The sequence below is a fragment of the Ruegeria sp. CDSB113 genome (assembly GCF_059611045.1).
Genome location: NZ_JBXWOU010000008.1, coordinates 145569 through 164107, shown reverse-complemented (window position 1 = coordinate 164107; position 18539 = coordinate 145569). Strand labels below are relative to the sequence as shown.

The window sequence follows — 18539 nt, the reverse complement described above, 5'->3', positions numbered from 1 at the left end:
CTCAGTCAAGGTTTCGTAGACGGCCGTGCCTTAACGGTATCGGTATGATAGTGAAACCGCAATTATCAAAGCTTGGACTATTTGACGCGAAAGTCCCGCGTTACACAAGCTATCCCACCGCCCCACATTTCAGCAACGATGTGGGGCCAAGTCTTTTTGGCGACTGGATTTCCGGGATCAAGCCCGGCAGTTCCGTGTCGCTGTACGTCCACGTCCCGTTCTGCCGCAGACTGTGCTGGTTCTGCGCCTGCCGGACGCAAGGCACCCAGACCGACAACCCGGTGATCGCCTATGTGGATGTCCTCAAGGCCGAGCTGGACCTGCTGGCCGCCCACCTTCCTGCGGGTGTAACCCTTTCGCGCCTGCATTGGGGCGGTGGTACACCCACCCTGCTGAACCCCGATCTGATGCGCGATCTGGCCGCCCGGATTCTTGAGATTATCCCGCTGGGGCCGGATGCAGAGTTCTCGGTCGAAATCGACCCGAACGAGATTGACGAGGGTCGGCTCGATGCATTGGCCGAGGCCGGCATGAACCGTGCGTCTATCGGAGTGCAGGATTTCGACGACGAAATCCAGAAAACCATCGGGCGCATCCAAAGCTACGACACCACCCGCAGGGCCATAGAAATGATCCGCGCGCGCGGCATCGCCAGCCTGAATGCCGATATTCTGTATGGTCTGCCGCACCAGACCAAGGCGCGGATGACTGAAAGCGTGCAGAAATTGCTGTCGCTCAGCCCGGACCGAGTGGCGCTTTACGGATATGCGCATGTGCCGTGGATGGCCAAGCGGCAACAGCTGATCCCGACGGATGCCCTGCCAACGCCCGAAGACCGCCTGGATCTGTTCGAAACGGCCCGGCGCCTGTTTCTGTGGGACAAGTATGCCGAAATCGGCATTGATCACTTTGCCACGCAGGATGACGGGCTGACGCACGCACTGAACGCGGGAAGGCTAAAGCGCAACTTTCAGGGCTACACCGACGATCAGTCCGACGTTTTGATCGGGATTGGTGCAAGCTCGATCTCACGATTCCCGCAAGGATATGCCCAGAACGCACCCGCGACGTCGGCCCATACCAAAGCGATCCGCGAGGGCGGGTTCTCAATATCCCGTGGGCACTTGTTCAAAGGCCAAGACGTCTTGCGCGCCCGATTGATTGAAGCGTTGATGTGCGATTTCCGGATAGATACCGCCGAGATTCTGCGCGGCCACAACATCACCGCCGCGGAATTGCAGGGGATGTACCAGACCGCAAACGCAACCTTCGACGGGTTGCTAAGCGTCTCTGAAGACGGCCTGTTCATCCCGCCCGAGGCGCGCGCGCTGACCCGAATGATCGCCCGCACCTTTGACGCCTATGATCTGAGCAAGGCGGGACACAGCTCGGCGATCTGATACCGACGCAGGACAGGACTTGACGCGGAGGGTGGGTTTTCCCCACACTTGTAGGGCGGGTGGAAGTCCGCCCCGTGCCTGAGGCAGGCAGAGTACCAGACAGTATGTGCCGACGCGTTCGCGCTCGACCGCCTTTTTCGTGCAGCCGTTCTGCAACTTGAAAGAGGGACTGCATTCATGCGCGTTTTTTCTGTCCTCGGCCCCAGCCACTCGGGCAAAACAACACTGGTCGAGGCCATCAGCCGCCTTGATGGCCGGCCAACCACATTCGACGTTTCCGGAACCGTGCATTTGCACGGTTTTTCTTACTTGGACGAACCCTGGTGTGCCATCGACGTGAATGGTGGCAGCGACACCATGGCTTATGTCGGCCCAGCCATGGCGATCTCGGATGCTGCTGTCGTTGTCGTACCGCCCGACCCGGACGCCGCCGTGCTTTGCGCCCCTTATCTGCGGCTGGTCGAAGAGGCGGGTATCCCCTGCTTTCTGTTTATCAATCGCATGGACACCCCAAACGGACGTATCCGCGATATCATCGCCGCTCTGCAAACCTACTGCACGCAACATATTGCCCTGCGGCAGGTTCCAATCCGCGATGGCGAGGCGATCATCGGCGCGGTCGACCTGATCTCGGAACGGGCATGGAAGTATCAGGAAGGGCAACCCTCGGCCCTGATCGAACTTCCGCAGTCCGTCGAAGACCGGGAACAGGAAGCCCGAACCGAATTGTTGGAGACGCTTTCAGATTTCGATGATCATCTGCTGGAACAACTGATCGAAGACAAACAGCCGCCCAGCGCAGAAATCTATGATCTGGCCGCGCAGGTTCTGCAAAGCCACCAGTTGATCCCGGCCTGCCTGGGGTCTGCCAGCCACGGCAACGGGCTGACCCGTTTGATGAAAGCGCTTCGTCACGAAGCCCCTGAATTCAATATCGCCGCCGGGCGGGACGAAGCAGCCGAAGACGCGCGCGCAATTGCCGGGTTCGCGGATGTCAAAAAGCACATCGGAAAAATCATCGTGCTGCGCGGTCTGGGCAAAGGTGTCAAAGCGCATGAAGCTCTGGGCGGCGAAACGGTTGGCAACCTGACGACGCTGGACGCCAAAACCCAGATTTCGGAATTGGAAGCTGGTCAGATCGGGCTGGCCGTGAAATCCGACCACCTCAACCCCGGCAACCTGTACGACAGCACCGGAGCCACACCGTTACCGGAATGGGCCGAGGCCCATCCGGCCGCCCACCGGCAAATCGTGTCGCCGGCACATGAGCGTGACGATGTACGCCTGTCCAACGCGTTATCCCGACTGGTCGAGATCGACCCCGGACTGCACCTGCAGCACGATGAACTGAGCGGCCATGCGGTTCTGGGATCGCAAGGGCCTCAGCATATGCGCCGGGTCAGCGCCAAGCTGGCTGAAGACTTCGGTATCGAGATTGAGACCCAGACGGTTGAGACGGCCTATCGCGAGACCATCCGCACACCCATCGAACATCGTCATCGCCACCGCAAACAATCCGGCGGCGCAGGACAATTTGCCGATGTGGTGATCTCGATCGCACCGACCCCTCGTGGGGCCGGGTTCGAATTCGAAGAGATCGTCAAAGGGGGCGCTGTGCCCAGAAACTATATCCCATCAGTCGAACACGGGGCCAAGGATGCGCTGGTCCAAGGGCCAGAAGGATTCCCGGTTGTGGATGTCAAAGTCACGCTCAGCGACGGCAAGCATCACAACGTCGACAGTTCAGACTACGCGTTCCGCACTGCGGGCAAGAACGCGGTGCGAGAGGCTTTGCCGCAAGCGAAACCGGTGGTCCTGCAACCCATCCTGAACGCCGAAATCCACCTACCCTCGGATTTCGTGGGCGACCTGGTGCCTACAATCAGTTCGCTGCAGGGTCAGGTTCTGGGCTTTGAAGGCAACCCGAACGCGTCTGGATGGGAGATATTCAACGCACAACTTCCGGCCGTGGCCGAGGACGAGTTACACCGCACCCTCGCCAGCGCCACACGTGGAACTGGTTGGGTTAAGTTGAGCTTCGATCACTATGAAGAATTGCGTGGACCGGTCCCAAAATCCGCGGCACGCGAAACAGCGAATGCCTGAAGGCCTTGGGCGGGCTGGTTTCAGCCCGCGGCCGCTATCAGTTCGCGGGTGTAGTCGGTCTGGGCGTTTTCAAAAAGGTCTTCGGCCGCGCCCATTTCGATCACGTCACCGTTTCGCATGACAATCACATTGTGGGACATCGCACGCACGACTTTCAGATCGTGGCTGATAAATAGGTAGGCCAGCCCGTATTTACGCTGCAAATCACGCAACAGGTCGACGATCTGAACCTGCACAGTCATGTCCAGGGCGCTGGTCGGTTCATCCAGAACCAGCAATTTGGGCCTGAGGACCATGGCTCGTGCAATGGCAATACGCTGACGCTGCCCGCCCGAGAATTCGTGCGGATAGCGGTCCATCGCAGCCGGGTCCAAGCCCACTTCGGTCATCACTTCGGTCACCAGCTCCCGTGGCGAGCGGTGCGGGTCGACCTTGTGGATCGCCAGCCCCTCGGCAATGATCTGCTGGCAGGTCATCCGGGGACTGAGGCTTCCGAATGGGTCCTGAAACACAATCTGCATGTCCTTGCGCAAGCGCCGCAACTCTCGCGTCGACCAGCGGCGTACATCCTGATCGCGGAAGGTTATCGCCCCTTCGGACGCAATCAACCGCATGATCGCCAACGCCAGCGTTGTCTTACCTGAGCCGCTTTCGCCAACAATCCCTAAGGTTTCACCGGCGCGCACGCTGAGCGTGGCATCATTCACTGCCTTCACATAGCCAACGGTACGTTTCAGGAATCCACGCTGGATCGGAAACCAGACCTTCAGATGATCGGTGCGCGCCACTTCTTCCGCGTCGGGTGCCACAGGATCGGGGTGACCGGATGGTTCCGCCGCCAGCAGCTTGCGGGTGTAGGGGTGTTGGGGGTTGTCGAATATCTCCTGGGTCGCGCCGGCCTCGACAATCTCGCCGTCCTTCATCACGCAAACTCGGTCGGCGATACGGCGCACGATCCCAAGGTCGTGGGTGATGAAAAGCATCCCCATATTCTCAGATTTCTGAAGCTCGGCCAGCAATTCGAGAATCTGCGCCTGAATGGTCACATCCAGGGCCGTTGTCGGCTCATCCGCGATCAGGATATCGGGCTTGTTGGCAAGTGCCAGGGCAATCATGACGCGCTGGCGTTGGCCACCTGACAACTGATGCGGATAGCTGTCCAGGCGCTCCTCGGGATCGCGGATGCCAACCTTGGTCAGCAGTTCGACAATCCGGGCCCGTGCAGCATCACCTGTCAGACCCTGGTGCAGGGCCAGTGACTCGGCCATTTGTTTCTGGATCGTGTGCAGCGGGTTGAGCGAGGTCATCGGCTCCTGAAAAATGAAGCTGATATCGTTGCCGCGTACATCCATCAGGTGCTGGTCAGACGCGCCGATCATCTCTTGCCCTTCATAGGTGACCGAGCCTTCAACAATTGCACTGTCGCCCAGCAAAGACACTGTCGACAGCGCAGTGACTGATTTGCCTGATCCGGATTCGCCCACCAGCGCAACCGTTTCACCCCGATCCACAGTAAAGGACACGCCCTTGACTGCTGCGCTCACCTGCCCGTCCTGACGGAACGAGACCTTGAGGTTGTTCACATCCAGCAGGCTCATGAAAAGGTCTTTCTGGGATCAAATGCATCGCGCACGCCTTCGAAGATGAAGACCAGTAGCGACAGCATGATGGCAAAGGTAAAAAAGGCGGTGAAGGCCAGCCAGGGTGCCTGGAGGTTCTGCTTAGCCTGCAAGGTCAACTCACCCAAAGACGGGGCGGAAGACGGCAGGCCGAAGCCCAGAAAATCCAGTGAAGCCAGGCCGCCGATGGTGCCCGTCACGATAAAGGGCATGAAGGTCAGCGTAGCGACCATCGCATTGGGCAGCATATGGCGGAACATGATCGTCATGTTGCCCACACCCAGCGCCCGTGCGGCGCGCACATATTCCAGATTTCGCGCCCGCAGGAACTCAGCCCGGACAACACCCACAAGTCCGGTCCAGCTGAACAGGATCATCAGCGCCACAAGCAGCCAGAAACTTCGACCCAGAATGGCGAACATGATGATGATGACGTAAAGCGAAGGCGTCGCTGACCAGATCTCGATGATCCGTTGGAAGATCAGGTCCAGCCAGCCGCCAAAAAAGCCCTGAATGGCCCCGGCGAATATGCCGACCAGGCTGGCCACACCCGTGACCATGAGCGTGAACAGAATCGACAGTCGGAAGCCATAGATCACCCTGGCCAACACGTCGCGTTTGGTGTCATCCGTGCCCAACAGGTTTTGTCCGTTGGGTGGCAGCGGCGCTGCACCAGGGCGATCAACGCTGGTGTTGAAGGAATAGGGGATCAACGGCCAGACGGCCCAGCCACGCTCGTACCCATCTGCCTGGAATGTACCCGCCTTGATTTCGTCGATAATCCCCTCGGGATCGTCAAAACAGTCTTCGATGCCACCGCTGTCGATCAGGCACTGCACCTCGGGGTCGCGATAGATTGCCTCGGTCTGGAAATCACCGCCGAATTCGGTTTCCGCGTAGAAATTGAAGATCGGCGTGTAAAACTCACCGCGGTATTGCACGAGGATCGGTTTGTCATTGGCGATGAACTCGGCGAATAGCGATAGGCCGAAGAGGACGGAAAAGACCATCAGCGACCAGAATGCACGCCCGTTACGACGAAAATTGCGCCAGCGGCGCTGGTTGAGCGGGGAAAGCGCCATTTACCCCTCCCGCTTTTCGAAATCGATGCGCGGGTCGACCAGCACATACATGAGGTCACTGATGATGCCGACAACCAACCCCATCAAGCCAAAGATGAACAGAGTGCCGAAGATCACCGGATAGTCCCGCGCAACGGCTGCCTCGAACCCCAGACGGCCGAGACCGTCGAGCGAGAAGATCGTTTCGATGATGATCGATCCCCCGAAGAAGACGCCGATGAAAACCGCAGGGAATCCGGCGATTACGATCAGCATCGCGTTGCGGAAAACATGGCCGTACAAAACCTGACTTTCACTTAGCCCCTTGGCGCGGGCGGTCATGACATATTGTTTTTTTATCTCGTCCAGAAACGAGTTCTTGGTCAGCAAAGTCAGCGTCGCAAAGGCCGAAATCGTAAGCGCGATAATCGGCAGGGCAATGTGCCAGAAGTAGTCAGCGATCTTTCCAAACAGGCTGAGGCTGTCCCAATTGTCCGAGGTCAGCCCCCGGAGCGGGAATATCTGCCAATAAGATCCACCGGCAAACAGAACCAACATCAGAATGGCAAACAGGAACCCGGGAATGGCGTAGGCCACGATGATCGCGCCGCTGGTCCAGGTGTCGAACTGTGAGCCGTCCTTAATCGCCTTGCGAATGCCCAGCGGGATTGACACCAGATACGCGATCAACGTGGACCACAGACCCAGCGAGATTGACACCGGCATCTTTTCTAACACCAGATCGGTTACGCTGATCGACCGAAAATAGCTCTCACCAAAGTCCAGTGTCAGGTAATTGCCCATCATGTTGAGGAACCGCTCAACCGGAGGTTTGTCGAACCCGAATTCCTTTTCCAGCTCTTCGATAAACTCGGGCGGAAGGCCACGCGCACCAATGTAGCGGTCATTCGTGCCGCCGGTCTGTTGCTCGATGTCACTGCCGCCACCGGCGATTCCTTCGAACACATCACCGCCACCTTCCAATTGGGCGATGATCTGTTCAATCGGTCCGCCAGGAACGAACTGAACCAGCGTGAAGTTGACGATCATGATCCCAAGCAGGGTTGGGATGACCAGCAACAGTCGTCTAAGAATATATGCTCCCATGGGGGCGGATTACCTCAAGGCGCCGGAGGATTTCAACTCGGCTTCTTTCTCTTCGTTGATCCACCAGAGGTCTTCAACACCCAATGCGTAAGGCGGCAGATTTTCCGGGTATTCATACATGTCCCAATAGGCAACCCAGTGCTTGCCCAGATACCACGTGGGAACCATGATCCGCTTGGCGCGCAGGACGCGGTCCAATGCGCGGACATTTGCAAACAGTTCTTCGCTGTCTTCGGCAGAGGCAATGTTATCGATCAGCGGTTCGATATCCGGGCCATGCACACCCGACGGGTTGAAGACCGAGTAAGAGGCCGCTTCGGTTCCGAACTGCTGATACAACCCTGTCGACGGCTGCAACGACCTCGGGTACCCGCCAACAATCATGTCGAAATCACGGTCCCGGCGGCGCAAGGTGAACTGGGCGTTGTCCACGCGGTTGTAGCTCGCATCAATCCCCATTGCCCGCAAATTGGCGACGAAGGGTTGAATAAGCCTGTCCAGCGTTGGCTGGTCGGACAGAAATGCAACAGACAGCACTTCGCCCTTGTCGTTGCGACGAATGCCGTCATCCCCAACAAGCCAGCCAGCTTCGTCCAGCAGTTTCATCGCCTTGCGCAAGTTGCCACGGTCATTTTGGCGGGCGGCCCGGGATTCATGCGCCGAGACGGGTTCCTCGGTCAGGATGGCCGGGTCCAGCTCGTCGCCCAATTCTTGCAACACCTCAAGCTCGCGCCCTTCGGGCAGGCCGGTCGCCTCAAGATGCGTTCCTTCCCAGAACGAACTACGCTGCTGGAATAACCCATATTGCAGGCTCTCATTCGTCCATTCGAAGTTATATGCCAGCTGAATAGCTTCGCGAACACGGGGGTCCTGAAACTTTGGCCGGTCAAGGTTCATGATGAAGCCCGACGCCGACGGCACATTTCCGTCTGCCAGTTCGGCCCGCACGACAGAGCCATTCGCAATTGCCGGGAAATCATAGGCCGTTGCCCAGCTTTTTGAGTTGTTTTCCTGCCGCAGGGTAAATGTACCCGCCTTGAACCCTTCCATCGCAGCAATGGAATCGGCGAAATACTCGACGCGGATGGTGTCAAAGTTGTTGCGGCCCACATTGACGTTGACGTCGTTGCCCCAATAATCGGGGTTGCGCTTGTAGACGATGCGCCGGTTGATATCATAATCATCCAGAACATATGGCCCCGAGCCGATACCCGGATCCAGCCGCGACTTGTCCAACCGGCGGTTTTCAGGGTCTTCCTCGAACCATTTCTTAGAGAAAATCGACGTGGCCCCAACTTGAGAAATCCGACCTCGGCGGGGGAAATCTGGCGAGAAGTAGAACTTTACACGATGGGTATCCAGCGCCTCGGCCTTGGGAATTCGTTGGCGAATTGCGTCGGCATAAGATTTCAGCCCTTGGTCCAGCAGCAGATTGTGGGAAAACACCACATCTTCGGCCGTCACCGGTGTGCCGTCGGAAAACCGCGCCTCGGGGCGGATGTTGAAGATCACCCAATCATAGCTTTCGGGGTACTCCAGGCTTTCTGCTAGCAGGCCATAATAGGCCGCCGGTTCGTCATAGGATGGAACCAGCAGGCTTTCGTAGTGATCTGCCGACCTCGCACCAGCCCGGCCCTGCCTGGTATAGGGATTAAAGCTGTCGAACGTGCCTTGCGCCGCATAGGAGAGTTCTCCACCACGTGGCGCATCCGGGTTCACATAGTCGAAATGCGCAAAGCCGTCCGGATACTTCAAATCACCGAATTCCGAGAACCCGTGTGATTTGATGATCTTTTCCTCAGCAAAAAGCTGAGTTGCAGCGGCTGCACAGAGCACTGCCCCCAAAGCTAGAATGTGAACTAAGCGTCCGAAATCCCTTGTTCGCGCTAAAGCGGTAACTCGATTGGATTTCATGTGGTTCATCCCCTGCTCGTTGACGTCTTTAATATTATTTGCGCCAGCTAAAAGACCAGCACTGCCAGTTTCAAGTTTAGAGTGCGTGAACACTTTGTGAAGATTTACTTAGACAAAAAATAAAGCCGCTGCACGGGGCAGCGGCTTTTGAATGCGTCAAAACTGAGCGAAAGATCAGTTGATGGTCTGCAGGTAGGCAATCAGGTCGGCCCGTTCCTGCGGTTTTTTCAGACCCGCAAAGCTCATGGATGTACCTGAGATATAGGCACTGGGGCGGGTCAGGAAGGCATCCAGCGCTTCGGGTGTCCAATTGCCGCCATGGGCTTGCATCGAAGCTGAGTAGCCAGTGAAACCTTTGGCTGAAGCAACCGGGCGATCCACGATTGCAAACAGGTAGGGGCCAGTGCCGTTGGCGCCGTCTTCCAGCTTGTGGCAGGCAGTACACTTACGGAAAACCCGCGCGCCCTTATCTGGGTCTGCGGCGGCCAACATGTCTTCGAACACCACTTCTTCGCCGTCAGCGCTTTCACCGGAGCTTTCGGTTTCGATAATATACGAGGCCGTCTCACCATGCCCATCCGCATGGTAAAGCACTTCGGCACCCCATTTGGCCAAAAGCAGCACCAGGAAGGTGCCAAACAGGCCTGCTGCGGCCTTGGTAACTGTCATCGTGTCGAACATTGATCGCGAGTCCATTTCAGCTGTCTGCGGGGTGTCTAAGGCTTCCCCTTACAAGAGGCAAGGTATAGACACCGCGACTAAACGCCCAATTATCGAACTTGTTGCACGGAATCGACCAAATGACCAAACGTATTGCATTTCAGGGAGAACCCGGCGCCTACAGCCACGAGGCCTGCCGTAATGCCCGCCCCGATATGGAGGCCCTGCCCTGCCGGACTTTCGAAGATGTGATCGAATCGGTGCGCGCAGGTGAGGCTGAATTGGCAATGCTGCCGGTCGAAAACACCACGTATGGCCGGGTCGCCGATATCCACCGTTTGCTTCCCCACAGCGGGCTGCACATCATCGAAGAAGCGTTCGTGCGCGTTCACATCAACCTTCTTGCCGTTCCAGGGGCCAAAATCGAGGATGTCACCGAGGCACACTCGCACCTGGTCCTGCTACCGCAATGCGCCGGGTTTTTGAAAGAACACAACATCAAGGGACGTGTCAGCCCCGACAACGCGCGTGCGGCCCGCGAGGTCTCGGAACAAGGCGAGGTGCATTCAGCAGCATTGGCCAGCGAGTTGGCCGGCGAAATCTACGGCTTGAACGTTCTTGCCCGGCACATTGAAGACCGCGACAACAACACCACGCGCTTTCTGGTGATGTCACAGCAGGCCGACATGTCACGCCGCGGAGAGCATGGCATGATCACCAGTTTTGTTTTTCAGGTGCGCAACATTCCGGCTGCGCTTTACAAGGCGATGGGTGGGTTTGCGACCAACGGCATCAACATGACCAAGCTGGAAAGCTACATGGTCGATGGGTCGTTCACTGCGACCCAGTTTTATGCCGATATCGTGGGCCACCCGGACGACCGGAACGTACAGTTGGCGATGGAAGAACTGGAACACTTCACCACGAATGTCGAGATTTTGGGCGTCTACCCAGCGGCTCAACCGCGCGGCTGAAGCCACCTCGGCTCAAATCACGGAAAAGCTTTTGCACTGGGCACCCTCGTGCTCCCGATAATCCACAAAGCCCATCGCCGAATAATAGGCCAATCCTTCGGCGTTTGTGGCCGAAATGGTCGCATCAATGGCCGGTAGGCCACTTTCCCGTGCCGCCAAGAGCGTCGCACGAAACAAGGCACGCCCGACACCGCGCCGTGCGGCAAACGGGCGAATATGCGTTCCAATGACGCCCCACCCGACCGGAGCGCCATATGGGTTGTTTTCGACCGCCCATTTCAACGATTGAAATCCCAGGACCTGCTCCTCCTGAAAAGCAACAGAGCATCTGATCCGGTCGGGATCGGCCACATAATGCTCGCGGGCAAAATCAACGTCGCAGCGCTTGTTACGCTTTCCGGCCGCTGCGATGTCCCACAGTACCTCTGAGATACCTTGGGCATCCGTCAACACCGCCTCACGAACACTAAAGCTATCCATCTCGTTCCCACCACAGCTTTGGGCAATCAACCACCATGAATGTGACGTTGTTCCATTTCCCGTGCGAACTCGGTCAGGCGCAACTGAAACTGTCGCCGAAACCGGGATTGCCCAAGCCTTAGTGATTGTAACAGCAGCCGCGCAGGGAGGGATTTGGCTGACAGGGACATATCAACGCTTAGACGCGTGCGGCGCTGCGACAGGGCCAAAAGCTCCACCGTCGTGACCCCGTTCATCCCCTTGCTTGCCGCTTCGAACCGCATCAGCAAAGGTGGGTCGCATTCGGCCATCTGCACAGAAATCTGACGTGGCTTTCCGCGTAACCTGAATTCTGTCTCCCAACTGGTGCCCGGAACAACGCCCAATTCGCCCGAAATCCGCCGGACGTCGATCCCGCGCCGCATCGCGATCCGTTCGAATCGGTCAAAGTCGGCCACCATTTCGAACACCGAGTTGATGGGAGCTTCGATATCTTCGCGCACTGTAAACTGCATTGTGGTTCGGGGTTCTCTCGCTTTTCAGAACAGTATTTTGTCAGTCCAATGTATCCGCAAGCCAGTTTTGCAAAAGAAAATGCGCAATCGCTCCCTTGCGGGCTGGCAGCAAAACGGGGTGTTCGCCGGCAAAGGCCTGCATCATCTCGGATTTGGTAACCCACATCGCATCTTCGATTTCGACCGGGTCGATGGTGATGCCGCTCGACAACGCCTCACCCGCGCAGCCGAACATCAACGAGGCCGGAAACGGCCAGGGTTGGCTAGACAGATAACGGACCTCACCCACTGGCACGCCCGCCTCTTCCATCACTTCCCGACGGACTGCGGCCTCAAGCGTTTCACCTGGTTCAACAAACCCTGCCAACAGCGAATACATCCCTTCCGGCCAACCCGGCGAACGTCCCATCAGCACTGAATCGCCATGGGTAATCAACATGATGACGACCGGATCGGTACGCGGAAAGTGCTGCCCACCACAGGACGGACAACTGCGCTGCCACCCGGCCTGCGCAAGTTCACTGGCTGCGCCGCACCGGGCGCAATACCGATGCGTTTCGTGCCACGCGGTCACCGCCTTGGCCGAGGCCGCCAGCTCAGCGTCACGCGTCGACAAACGGGTCATGATCCGGCGCAGCTCGGCGAAGACATGGCCGTGGGGCAAGTCCGGGTGCTGTTGCTCTGACTTATCGATAAAGCCTCCGACACCGGACACGTCCAACCCATCAGCCGTCCAGCCCGAAATATCCGTGGCAAACACCGGCGCGTCGTCTGACAGCCCCAGGAATACAGGCTGTTCGACGGAACCGCCCGGCCCGTTTTCGACCAGCTTATGCGACATCGCGATCAGCCCCAATCGATCCAGCGCCTCACCCTGAACTAAAACTTTACCGCGCCACAACAGCAGGCATTTTGCATCGGGATGCGATCGCGCCCGCGCGACCGCATCAGCATCCCCACGAATATGCGCCGCACGATCCAGCCCCGAGCTACCAAACGTCACATATTCCGCATTTTTCATAAGTTATCCTTAGGCTTGTCCGCACAGGGCTGCCATGTCGACCAATCAGTTGCAACGGTATTTCACCCCTAAAACCACAGGTCGCCATCGAATGAACACAGCTAAGCCTTGCAATTCACTGTGATTAATCTTTTTGTTGAAAATGACTAAGACAAAACTGCCAAAAGTAGAAATTTGAAACCTTCCCCTTCTCTGCCTTCGCAGACCGTGCAGATCCGAATACTGGCCACCACGGATCTTCATATGAACTTGAGGAGTTTTGATTACTATTCTGACACCCCTGAACCCACAATTGGCCTGACCCGAACCGCCAGCCTGATCCGTGAAGCCCGAACTGAGGCGCAGGGGGAAGACTCGGTCGTGTTACTTTTTGACAATGGCGATTCGCTGCAGGGAACTCCGGTTGGGGATCTGGCCGCCGAGCAAGCTGACAAGCCGCATGCGCTGATGCAGGCCTTTGGCGCGTTAGAGTATGATGCGATCGGGTTAGGCAATCATGATTTCGGGTTCGGTCAAGATATACTGGACCGCATCCTTTCGCAGGCCCCCTGTCCAGTGGTTTGCAGCAATGTTCATCGCCCGGGCGCCAACGAGGTCTGGCAGGATCAGGTAGTTCTAACCCGCCGGGTTGAGGTCGCGGGGCACCAAGCCTCACTAACCGTCGGCGTCTTCTCGGTCGTTCCGCCACAGACCCGGAATTGGGAATCTCATCGGCTGGGTGATGACGTCCGGATAGACGACATCCTGACCTGCGCGCGCACTAAAGTGTCTGAGCTTCGATCCCACGGCTGCGACGTAATCATCGCGCTTGCCCATACGGGGCTGGGCTCCGCTGACCCCGCGCCCAATCTTGAAAACGCGATTATCCCCCTTGCCGCGATTGAGGGTATAGACGCCATCATCGCCGGGCACACACATCTTACCCTGCCGGGGAAATCGCACGCTGGGCTGGAACACGTCGATGCCACTGGCGGTATGGTGCATGGCACACCTGTTGTCATGCCGGGATCTGCCGGATCTCATCTTGGCGTGATTGATCTAACGCTGACTGCCACGACAGAAAAGGGTTGGTCGGTTGCGGCGCATCGCGTTGAACTGCGCCCAGTATCAGGTGCTGACCCGGCACCCGAGGACCCGTCATTGGTGGCGCTATTTTCGGATGTGCATTCCGCAACACGAAAACAGGCCGAGGAACCAATTGGGCATACGGATCAGCACCTGCACAGCTATTTCAGCTTTTGCGCCAAGGATCGCGGGCTTGCGATAGTGGCCGCGGCGCAGGCTTCGGCTGTGCGCCAGAACCTGAAGGGTACAGCCCGTGAAACGACACCTTTACTGTCCGCCGTGGCACCTTCGAAATTCGGTGGTCGTGCCGGGCCTCGTTTTTACTCGGACATTCCTGCGGGCGTGATGCGCATGCGACACGTGGCTGATCTGAACATCTTTCCAAACGAACTTCGTGCGGTCGCGGTGGCAGGAAAGCACGTCAGAGATTGGCTTGAAATGTCTGCGGGCGTTTTCAATCAGGTGAAACCCGGCGCGCAAACTGAATTGGTCAATCCTGATCGAGCCGGACACAATTTCGATGTTTTGTTCGGGCTAAGCTACGTGATCGATCTGAGCGTACCGCCCCGGTTCGATGCGGAAGGGCGACTGGTAAATCCGGCATACCGGCGCATCTCAGATCTTCGTTTCCAAGGCCACGCGGTGACGGCCGAACAACGCTTTGTCGTTGCACTGAACAATTACCGCGCCAGCGGCGGTGGGCATTTTCCGTTCATACGGGACGCCGAAATCATCAACGTTCCGGCTTTGCCGATCCAACACGCGCTGAAGGATTACCTGACCGGTGCATTGCCCACGGAATCGCTGGAACAGGGCCTCTGCCCATTCCGTTTTGCGCCCATGCCGGGGTCCTCTGTCCTGTTGAAGACCGGTCAACAGGCACAACGTCACCTCGCGGACATCACAGAGTTCAGCCCAACGCTGGCTGGCACGAATGCCGAAGGGTTCTTGCGCATTCAACTCTCACTGTGACGGGTTGTCATTTCTGCGTGTCTTCCCTATATCGAATTTCGAGAGGTTGGCGCGGGCGAGCGCCTCGCCAACCTGGTCAGGTCCGGAAGGAAGCAGCCACAACGAGCCCCGCTTGGGTCGATGTCCAACCTCTCACTTACTTGAACCGTTAGCCGCAGGAGGGCTTTTATGATTGTAGCAAAAACCCTTTGGGCAGAGCGTTTCTGAGGCCGACTCTCACACCTGCCTGAACACGTTACCGCTGGATGCGCGACCGCCATCCAGACGGCTTGCTGTACCTGAACACAGGCAGAACAATGTCTTTTACACTTTCGGACCTGGGATGGTCCTCACACTTTGCCGCACAACATGCGGCCAATCCTACATGCGCTCCCTTTCGCATCACAGCCGTTCACCGTGATCGCCTGATCGGCGCAAGCATCAACGGTGAAACACCTCTGCTCACCCTGACCCAACCGACGGGCGACTTTGCCGTCGGAGATTGGGTATTGGCGGATGATCAAAACCGGGTTCAACACCTGCTGGAACGCCGCAGCCTGTTGAAACGCCGCGCTGCCGGAACCGCGGCCGAGGTCCAGTTGATCGCCGCCAATGTGGATGTGCTGTTCATCGTCAGTTCCTGCAATGCCGACTTCAATCTGGCCCGGCTGGAACGATATTTGGCTTTGGCACATCAGGCCGGGTGCTATCCGGTCGTCATACTAACCAAGGCCGATACCTGCACCGATCCTGACAAATACTCCAAAGCGGCCGAGTCGCTGGCGCCTTTTCTGACCGTGCTGGCAATCAATGCTTTGGATGCCATGGACGTTCAGCAAGTTCTGTCCTGGTGCCCCACCGGGCAGACCGCCGCACTGGTCGGCTCATCCGGTGTCGGCAAGACAACATTGGTCAACGCCATGACGGGCCTGGATGAGGCAACCTCCGGCATTCGCGAGGACGACGCGCGCGGGCGGCACACGACAACGGCGCGCGCGTTGCATCCGATGCAGAACGGAGGCTGGTTGGTCGATACACCCGGCATGCGGGCTTTGCGGTTGCTGGATGCACAAGATGGTGTCGACGAGGTCTTTTCCGACATTCTTGAATTGGCTCAGACCTGCCGCTTTTCCGATTGTCAGCATCAGGCTGAACCGGGCTGCGCCGTGCAGGATGCGATTTCCAACGGAACACTGGACGCAGAGCGGTTAGAGCGCTGGCGAAAGCTGCGGCGTGAAGATGAAAGGAACTCGGAAACCGTGGCGCAGTCTCGTGCGCGCGACAAGGCCTTTGGTAAGATGGTACGATCGGTGATGCAGGACAAGAAATCCCGCAAAAAGCTGTAAGTACCGGCTCAGGCGATCAACCGGGGCCATATGGCCGCATTTCGGCGCGCAAATGCGCCGATGTGACCGACCTCGGCCAATCCAAAGTCTTTCGGCGACAACTGATGCCGGCGGGCTTTGGGACCGTAAAGATCGGCCAGGCGCCAAACCGCGTTCGGGGGCACCACCTGATCATCGTCCATTGTGAACAGATCGACGGGTGTTTCCGACGCAGCCCAACGGGCGTCTGGAAGGCTTTTGCCGATTTCCGGCACGTAGCTCAGCGCAGCGGTGCACCATTTGCGCCACTGCCAGTAGACACGCGCCGGGAGGTCCGAGCCGAACCCAAGTGCCTTGCCCGGCAGGTATCCCAATGCCTTAACCAGCAATGGCGGGTGGGCATACCAGAACATTGTCGCCAGTGCGCGATACGGCCAGGGGTGGTCGGATACCGTCACCAAACCTGAACAGACACAGATCATCCGGTCGATCTGCTCAATATCGGGCTGAATTGGCCCCAGCATTCCACCCACCGAATGGCCAATGCTCCACTGCTGGGCGGCGGGAAATCTGCGCCGCATTTCGGCGCGAGCAGCGGGCATGTCGATCAACGCCCAGTCAGCCATCGTGGCCTGCGAATCGCGCAGGCGCCCGCGTAGAGAGTGGCCAAAATCGCGATAGTCATAGGTCAGACAGGCCATACCCTGTTCTTCCACCAACCACCGCGCAAAATGCTGGTAATAGTCGCGCGGTACGCCTGTGGCTGCATGGACTACAACCGCCACATCAGGTGCCGAGGCAGGCATATACAGCCGTGCCGACAGTTCGGCGTCTCCGGCAGAAAACGTGAAATCTTCGGTCAAAACGACCGGAGTGTTGTCCAACATGGTGCCCTCGCAAGCATCTGAACTATTCGGTTCACATATGGCATATCGGCGCTTTTGCGCGACTGGAGTCAACAGATTTTCAAAGTGACCAAGCGTCCACTTGAACGATGGAAAACAGCCCGCTTGACTCAAGCCACCTACAACCGCTAGCGATGAGGTGATGGTTCTCGTCCTTATATTGGGGCGGGATGAAAAGGGAACTCGGTGCGGTCCAGCCCGGCAATGCCGGAACGGACCAAGGCCGCGACTGCCCCCGCAACTGTAAGCGGTAAGCAATGCCGAAATACCACTGGCCGAAAGGCTGGGAAGGTCGGCAAAGCAATGACCCGCAAGTCAGGAGACCTGCCATCAAAGTAAAAACCGAAACTCGGGCGGGGTGTCCGGGCAGGTCTTCAGTACGCTGAGTTCCCTGTTCCACGTCCCCCGCTCACCGCGCGGAGGGCGCATTATGATCTGGAAGACAACGACCCACGAATTCACCGCCACCCTGTGCCAGAAAACGGGGAAAACCTGCCCCGCATTGGCCCAAATGGCTCGGGCCTTGGCCGAGGCGATGGCAACAGCACAACCAATGACGACCAGCGAATTTGAGGTGGACGGCTCCAGCGAACTGACCCATTGCGATGAGGGTTGCACCGCACGGTTTCGCGCCAGCCCGGCCCGGATCAGGGTCTATTGCGGGACAAACACAGGCGACTCAGCCGACACGTTGGACGAATACGCCGATATGATGTTCGGCCCTGACTTTTCCACTCTGCCTGCTGGTGTTTTGGCGGCCTTGCCTTGCGCCATGCTTCAGGCATCGGCCCTTGCACCGCGTCCATCGCATCAGGTTGTTCAACAAGCCACGGCCTGATCCTAGTTCACCGATCGCTCTGGGCCGGTTTCATGGCCCAAGCCTTCTGCTCATCCGTTTCCACCGCGCATGGTCGGGCCAAGCGCAGCCGGTTTAGCGCGTGGTTTGGATCTTCGCCACATTCCACCATGAGCCTCAGCGCGACCATCCCCGACCGCCCACAACCGCCACGGCAATGCACCAGCACGCGTCCACCGTCGGACAGAACCTGCCGGGCGGCTGCGCTGGCTTGGGGCCAAAGAGTTTCGATTGGCTGGGGCGGCGCGCCAAAGTCCTCGACCGGAAGATGCACCCAGGTAGCGGGTCTGCTTTGAACGTCTCTACCAAAACTGCCTGCACCGACCGGCTGCATCTCGGCCTCAGTGGTCATTGAAATCACCAGATCGGGGTTCCAGTCCTGTATCACCCTTAGATCGTCCACATACCCACCGCCGCCGCCAGGCAAAGGGGACAGCGCCAAGGTGCCTGAGCCAACAGGCAGCGCGTAGATTGCAAATTTTGCCAAAGCTTATGCTCCTACTGCCACCAGCCCACCAAATTTTGACAGCCGGTTTATCCCGCTTACAGACGCTGTCCAAACCGAAATTCCACAAAGGCTGCTGTGGACGTGGGCGGCCCG

At 58.0% G+C, this 18539-nt stretch carries 16 protein-coding genes, 1 other RNA gene and 1 riboswitch; of the genes, 7 read left to right on the top strand and 10 right to left on the bottom strand.

The window, feature by feature from the left end; translation table 11 throughout:
* Positions 1-44 precede the first annotated feature (44 nt).
* Entirely contained in the window at positions 45-1400 is a 1356-nt protein-coding gene (gene hemN / locus AC2FIS_RS15200; protein WP_496774175.1) for an oxygen-independent coproporphyrinogen III oxidase, read from the top strand.
* A 177-nt stretch (positions 1401-1577) separates the two neighbouring features.
* Entirely contained in the window at positions 1578-3506 is a 1929-nt protein-coding gene (locus tag AC2FIS_RS15195) for an elongation factor G (RefSeq protein ID WP_496774173.1), read from the top strand.
* A 20-nt stretch (positions 3507-3526) separates the two neighbouring features.
* Here the strand turns inward: AC2FIS_RS15195 and AC2FIS_RS15190 are convergent, their stop codons facing one another.
* From AC2FIS_RS15190 to AC2FIS_RS15170, 5 genes are all read right to left on the bottom strand, one after another.
* Positions 3527-5104, bottom strand: coding sequence for an ABC transporter ATP-binding protein (locus AC2FIS_RS15190; protein WP_496774172.1), 1578 nt, complete (start codon positions 5102-5104; stop codon positions 3527-3529).
* Positions 5101-6207 carry an ABC transporter permease gene (locus AC2FIS_RS15185; RefSeq protein WP_496774170.1) on the bottom strand — a complete coding sequence of 369 codons (1107 nt, stop codon included), beginning with the start codon at positions 6205-6207 and terminating at the stop codon, positions 5101-5103. The genes AC2FIS_RS15190 and AC2FIS_RS15185 overlap by 4 nt, the downstream gene beginning before the upstream one ends.
* Positions 6208-7293 (bottom strand): microcin C ABC transporter permease YejB, encoded by a 1086-nt coding sequence (locus AC2FIS_RS15180; RefSeq protein WP_496774169.1) that lies wholly within the window; start codon positions 7291-7293, stop codon positions 6208-6210.
* 9 nt (positions 7294-7302) lie between these two features.
* A complete protein-coding gene (locus tag AC2FIS_RS15175) occupies positions 7303-9207 on the bottom strand; it encodes an extracellular solute-binding protein (RefSeq protein ID WP_496774168.1) in 1905 nt (634 codons plus the stop codon).
* A gap of 174 nt (positions 9208-9381) precedes the next feature.
* A complete protein-coding gene (locus tag AC2FIS_RS15170) occupies positions 9382-9888 on the bottom strand; it encodes a c-type cytochrome (RefSeq protein WP_058272647.1) in 507 nt (168 codons plus the stop codon).
* A gap of 119 nt (positions 9889-10007) precedes the next feature.
* Between AC2FIS_RS15170 and AC2FIS_RS15165 the strand changes: the two genes are divergently transcribed.
* On the top strand, positions 10008-10841 hold the full coding sequence (locus AC2FIS_RS15165; RefSeq protein ID WP_058279807.1) for a prephenate dehydratase: 834 nt from the start codon (positions 10008-10010) through the stop codon (positions 10839-10841).
* Between the two features lie 12 nt (positions 10842-10853).
* Here AC2FIS_RS15165 and AC2FIS_RS15160 read toward each other — a convergent pair whose 3' ends face one another.
* From AC2FIS_RS15160 to nudC, 3 genes are read right to left on the bottom strand one after another with little or no spacing between them, the layout of a single operon-like run.
* Complete coding sequence (locus AC2FIS_RS15160) at positions 10854-11321, bottom strand: GNAT family N-acetyltransferase (protein WP_496774167.1); 468 nt, start codon at positions 11319-11321, stop codon at positions 10854-10856.
* Between the two features lie 26 nt (positions 11322-11347).
* Positions 11348-11815 (bottom strand): SRPBCC family protein, encoded by a 468-nt coding sequence (locus AC2FIS_RS15155; RefSeq protein ID WP_058272507.1) that lies wholly within the window; start codon positions 11813-11815, stop codon positions 11348-11350.
* A 40-nt stretch (positions 11816-11855) separates the two neighbouring features.
* Complete coding sequence (gene nudC / locus AC2FIS_RS15150; RefSeq protein WP_496774166.1) at positions 11856-12836, bottom strand: NAD(+) diphosphatase; 981 nt, start codon at positions 12834-12836, stop codon at positions 11856-11858.
* Between the two features lie 207 nt (positions 12837-13043).
* Here nudC and AC2FIS_RS15145 point away from each other — a divergent pair, with 207 nt between their 5' ends.
* From AC2FIS_RS15145 to rsgA, 3 genes are all read left to right on the top strand, one after another.
* On the top strand, positions 13044-14873 hold the full coding sequence (locus tag AC2FIS_RS15145; RefSeq protein ID WP_496699317.1) for a bifunctional 2',3'-cyclic-nucleotide 2'-phosphodiesterase/3'-nucleotidase: 1830 nt from the start codon (positions 13044-13046) through the stop codon (positions 14871-14873).
* Positions 14874-14912: 39 nt separating this feature from the next.
* An RNA gene (gene ffs, locus AC2FIS_RS15140) (signal recognition particle sRNA small type) lies at positions 14913-15011 on the top strand.
* Between the two features lie 158 nt (positions 15012-15169).
* Entirely contained in the window at positions 15170-16198 is a 1029-nt protein-coding gene (rsgA, locus tag AC2FIS_RS15135; RefSeq protein ID WP_496774164.1) for a ribosome small subunit-dependent GTPase A, read from the top strand.
* 8 nt (positions 16199-16206) lie between these two features.
* On the opposite strand, the gene AC2FIS_RS15130 is transcribed toward rsgA, so the two are convergent.
* Positions 16207-17064, bottom strand: a complete 858-nt coding sequence (locus tag AC2FIS_RS15130; RefSeq protein ID WP_496722103.1) for an alpha/beta hydrolase family protein — start codon at positions 17062-17064, stop codon at positions 16207-16209.
* Positions 17065-17208: 144 nt separating this feature from the next.
* Positions 17209-17428, top strand: a riboswitch (cobalamin riboswitch).
* A gap of 84 nt (positions 17429-17512) precedes the next feature.
* Here AC2FIS_RS15130 and AC2FIS_RS15125 point away from each other — a divergent pair.
* A complete protein-coding gene (locus AC2FIS_RS15125; protein WP_496722101.1) occupies positions 17513-17920 on the top strand; it encodes a hypothetical protein in 408 nt (135 codons plus the stop codon).
* A 7-nt stretch (positions 17921-17927) separates the two neighbouring features.
* On the opposite strand, the gene AC2FIS_RS15120 is transcribed toward AC2FIS_RS15125, so the two are convergent.
* Positions 17928-18425 carry a protein-tyrosine phosphatase family protein gene (locus AC2FIS_RS15120; RefSeq protein ID WP_496722099.1) on the bottom strand — a complete coding sequence of 166 codons (498 nt, stop codon included), beginning with the start codon at positions 18423-18425 and terminating at the stop codon, positions 17928-17930.
* Positions 18426-18539: the final 114 nt, after the last annotated feature.

Excerpts from the sequence above, each read along its gene's own strand:
- hemN (WP_496774175.1), top strand. The coding sequence starts at position 45 with ATGATAGTGAAACCGCAATTATCAAAGCTTGGACTATTTGACGCGAAA.
- AC2FIS_RS15195 (WP_496774173.1), top strand. The coding sequence starts at position 1,578 with ATGCGCGTTTTTTCTGTCCTCGGCCCCAGCCACTCGGGCAAAACAACA.
- AC2FIS_RS15190 (WP_496774172.1), bottom strand. The coding sequence starts at position 5,104 with ATGAGCCTGCTGGATGTGAACAACCTCAAGGTCTCGTTCCGTCAGGAC.
- AC2FIS_RS15185 (WP_496774170.1), bottom strand. The coding sequence starts at position 6,207 with ATGGCGCTTTCCCCGCTCAACCAGCGCCGCTGGCGCAATTTTCGTCGT.
- AC2FIS_RS15180 (WP_496774169.1), bottom strand. The coding sequence starts at position 7,293 with ATGGGAGCATATATTCTTAGACGACTGTTGCTGGTCATCCCAACCCTG.
- AC2FIS_RS15175 (WP_496774168.1), bottom strand. The coding sequence starts at position 9,207 with ATGAAATCCAATCGAGTTACCGCTTTAGCGCGAACAAGGGATTTCGGA.
- AC2FIS_RS15170 (WP_058272647.1), bottom strand. The coding sequence starts at position 9,888 with ATGTTCGACACGATGACAGTTACCAAGGCCGCAGCAGGCCTGTTTGGC.
- AC2FIS_RS15165 (WP_058279807.1), top strand. The coding sequence starts at position 10,008 with ATGACCAAACGTATTGCATTTCAGGGAGAACCCGGCGCCTACAGCCAC.
- AC2FIS_RS15160 (WP_496774167.1), bottom strand. The coding sequence starts at position 11,321 with ATGGATAGCTTTAGTGTTCGTGAGGCGGTGTTGACGGATGCCCAAGGT.
- AC2FIS_RS15155 (WP_058272507.1), bottom strand. The coding sequence starts at position 11,815 with ATGCAGTTTACAGTGCGCGAAGATATCGAAGCTCCCATCAACTCGGTG.
- nudC (WP_496774166.1), bottom strand. The coding sequence starts at position 12,836 with ATGAAAAATGCGGAATATGTGACGTTTGGTAGCTCGGGGCTGGATCGT.
- rsgA (WP_496774164.1), top strand. The coding sequence starts at position 15,170 with ATGTCTTTTACACTTTCGGACCTGGGATGGTCCTCACACTTTGCCGCA.
- AC2FIS_RS15130 (WP_496722103.1), bottom strand. The coding sequence starts at position 17,064 with ATGTTGGACAACACTCCGGTCGTTTTGACCGAAGATTTCACGTTTTCT.
- AC2FIS_RS15125 (WP_496722101.1), top strand. The coding sequence starts at position 17,513 with ATGATCTGGAAGACAACGACCCACGAATTCACCGCCACCCTGTGCCAG.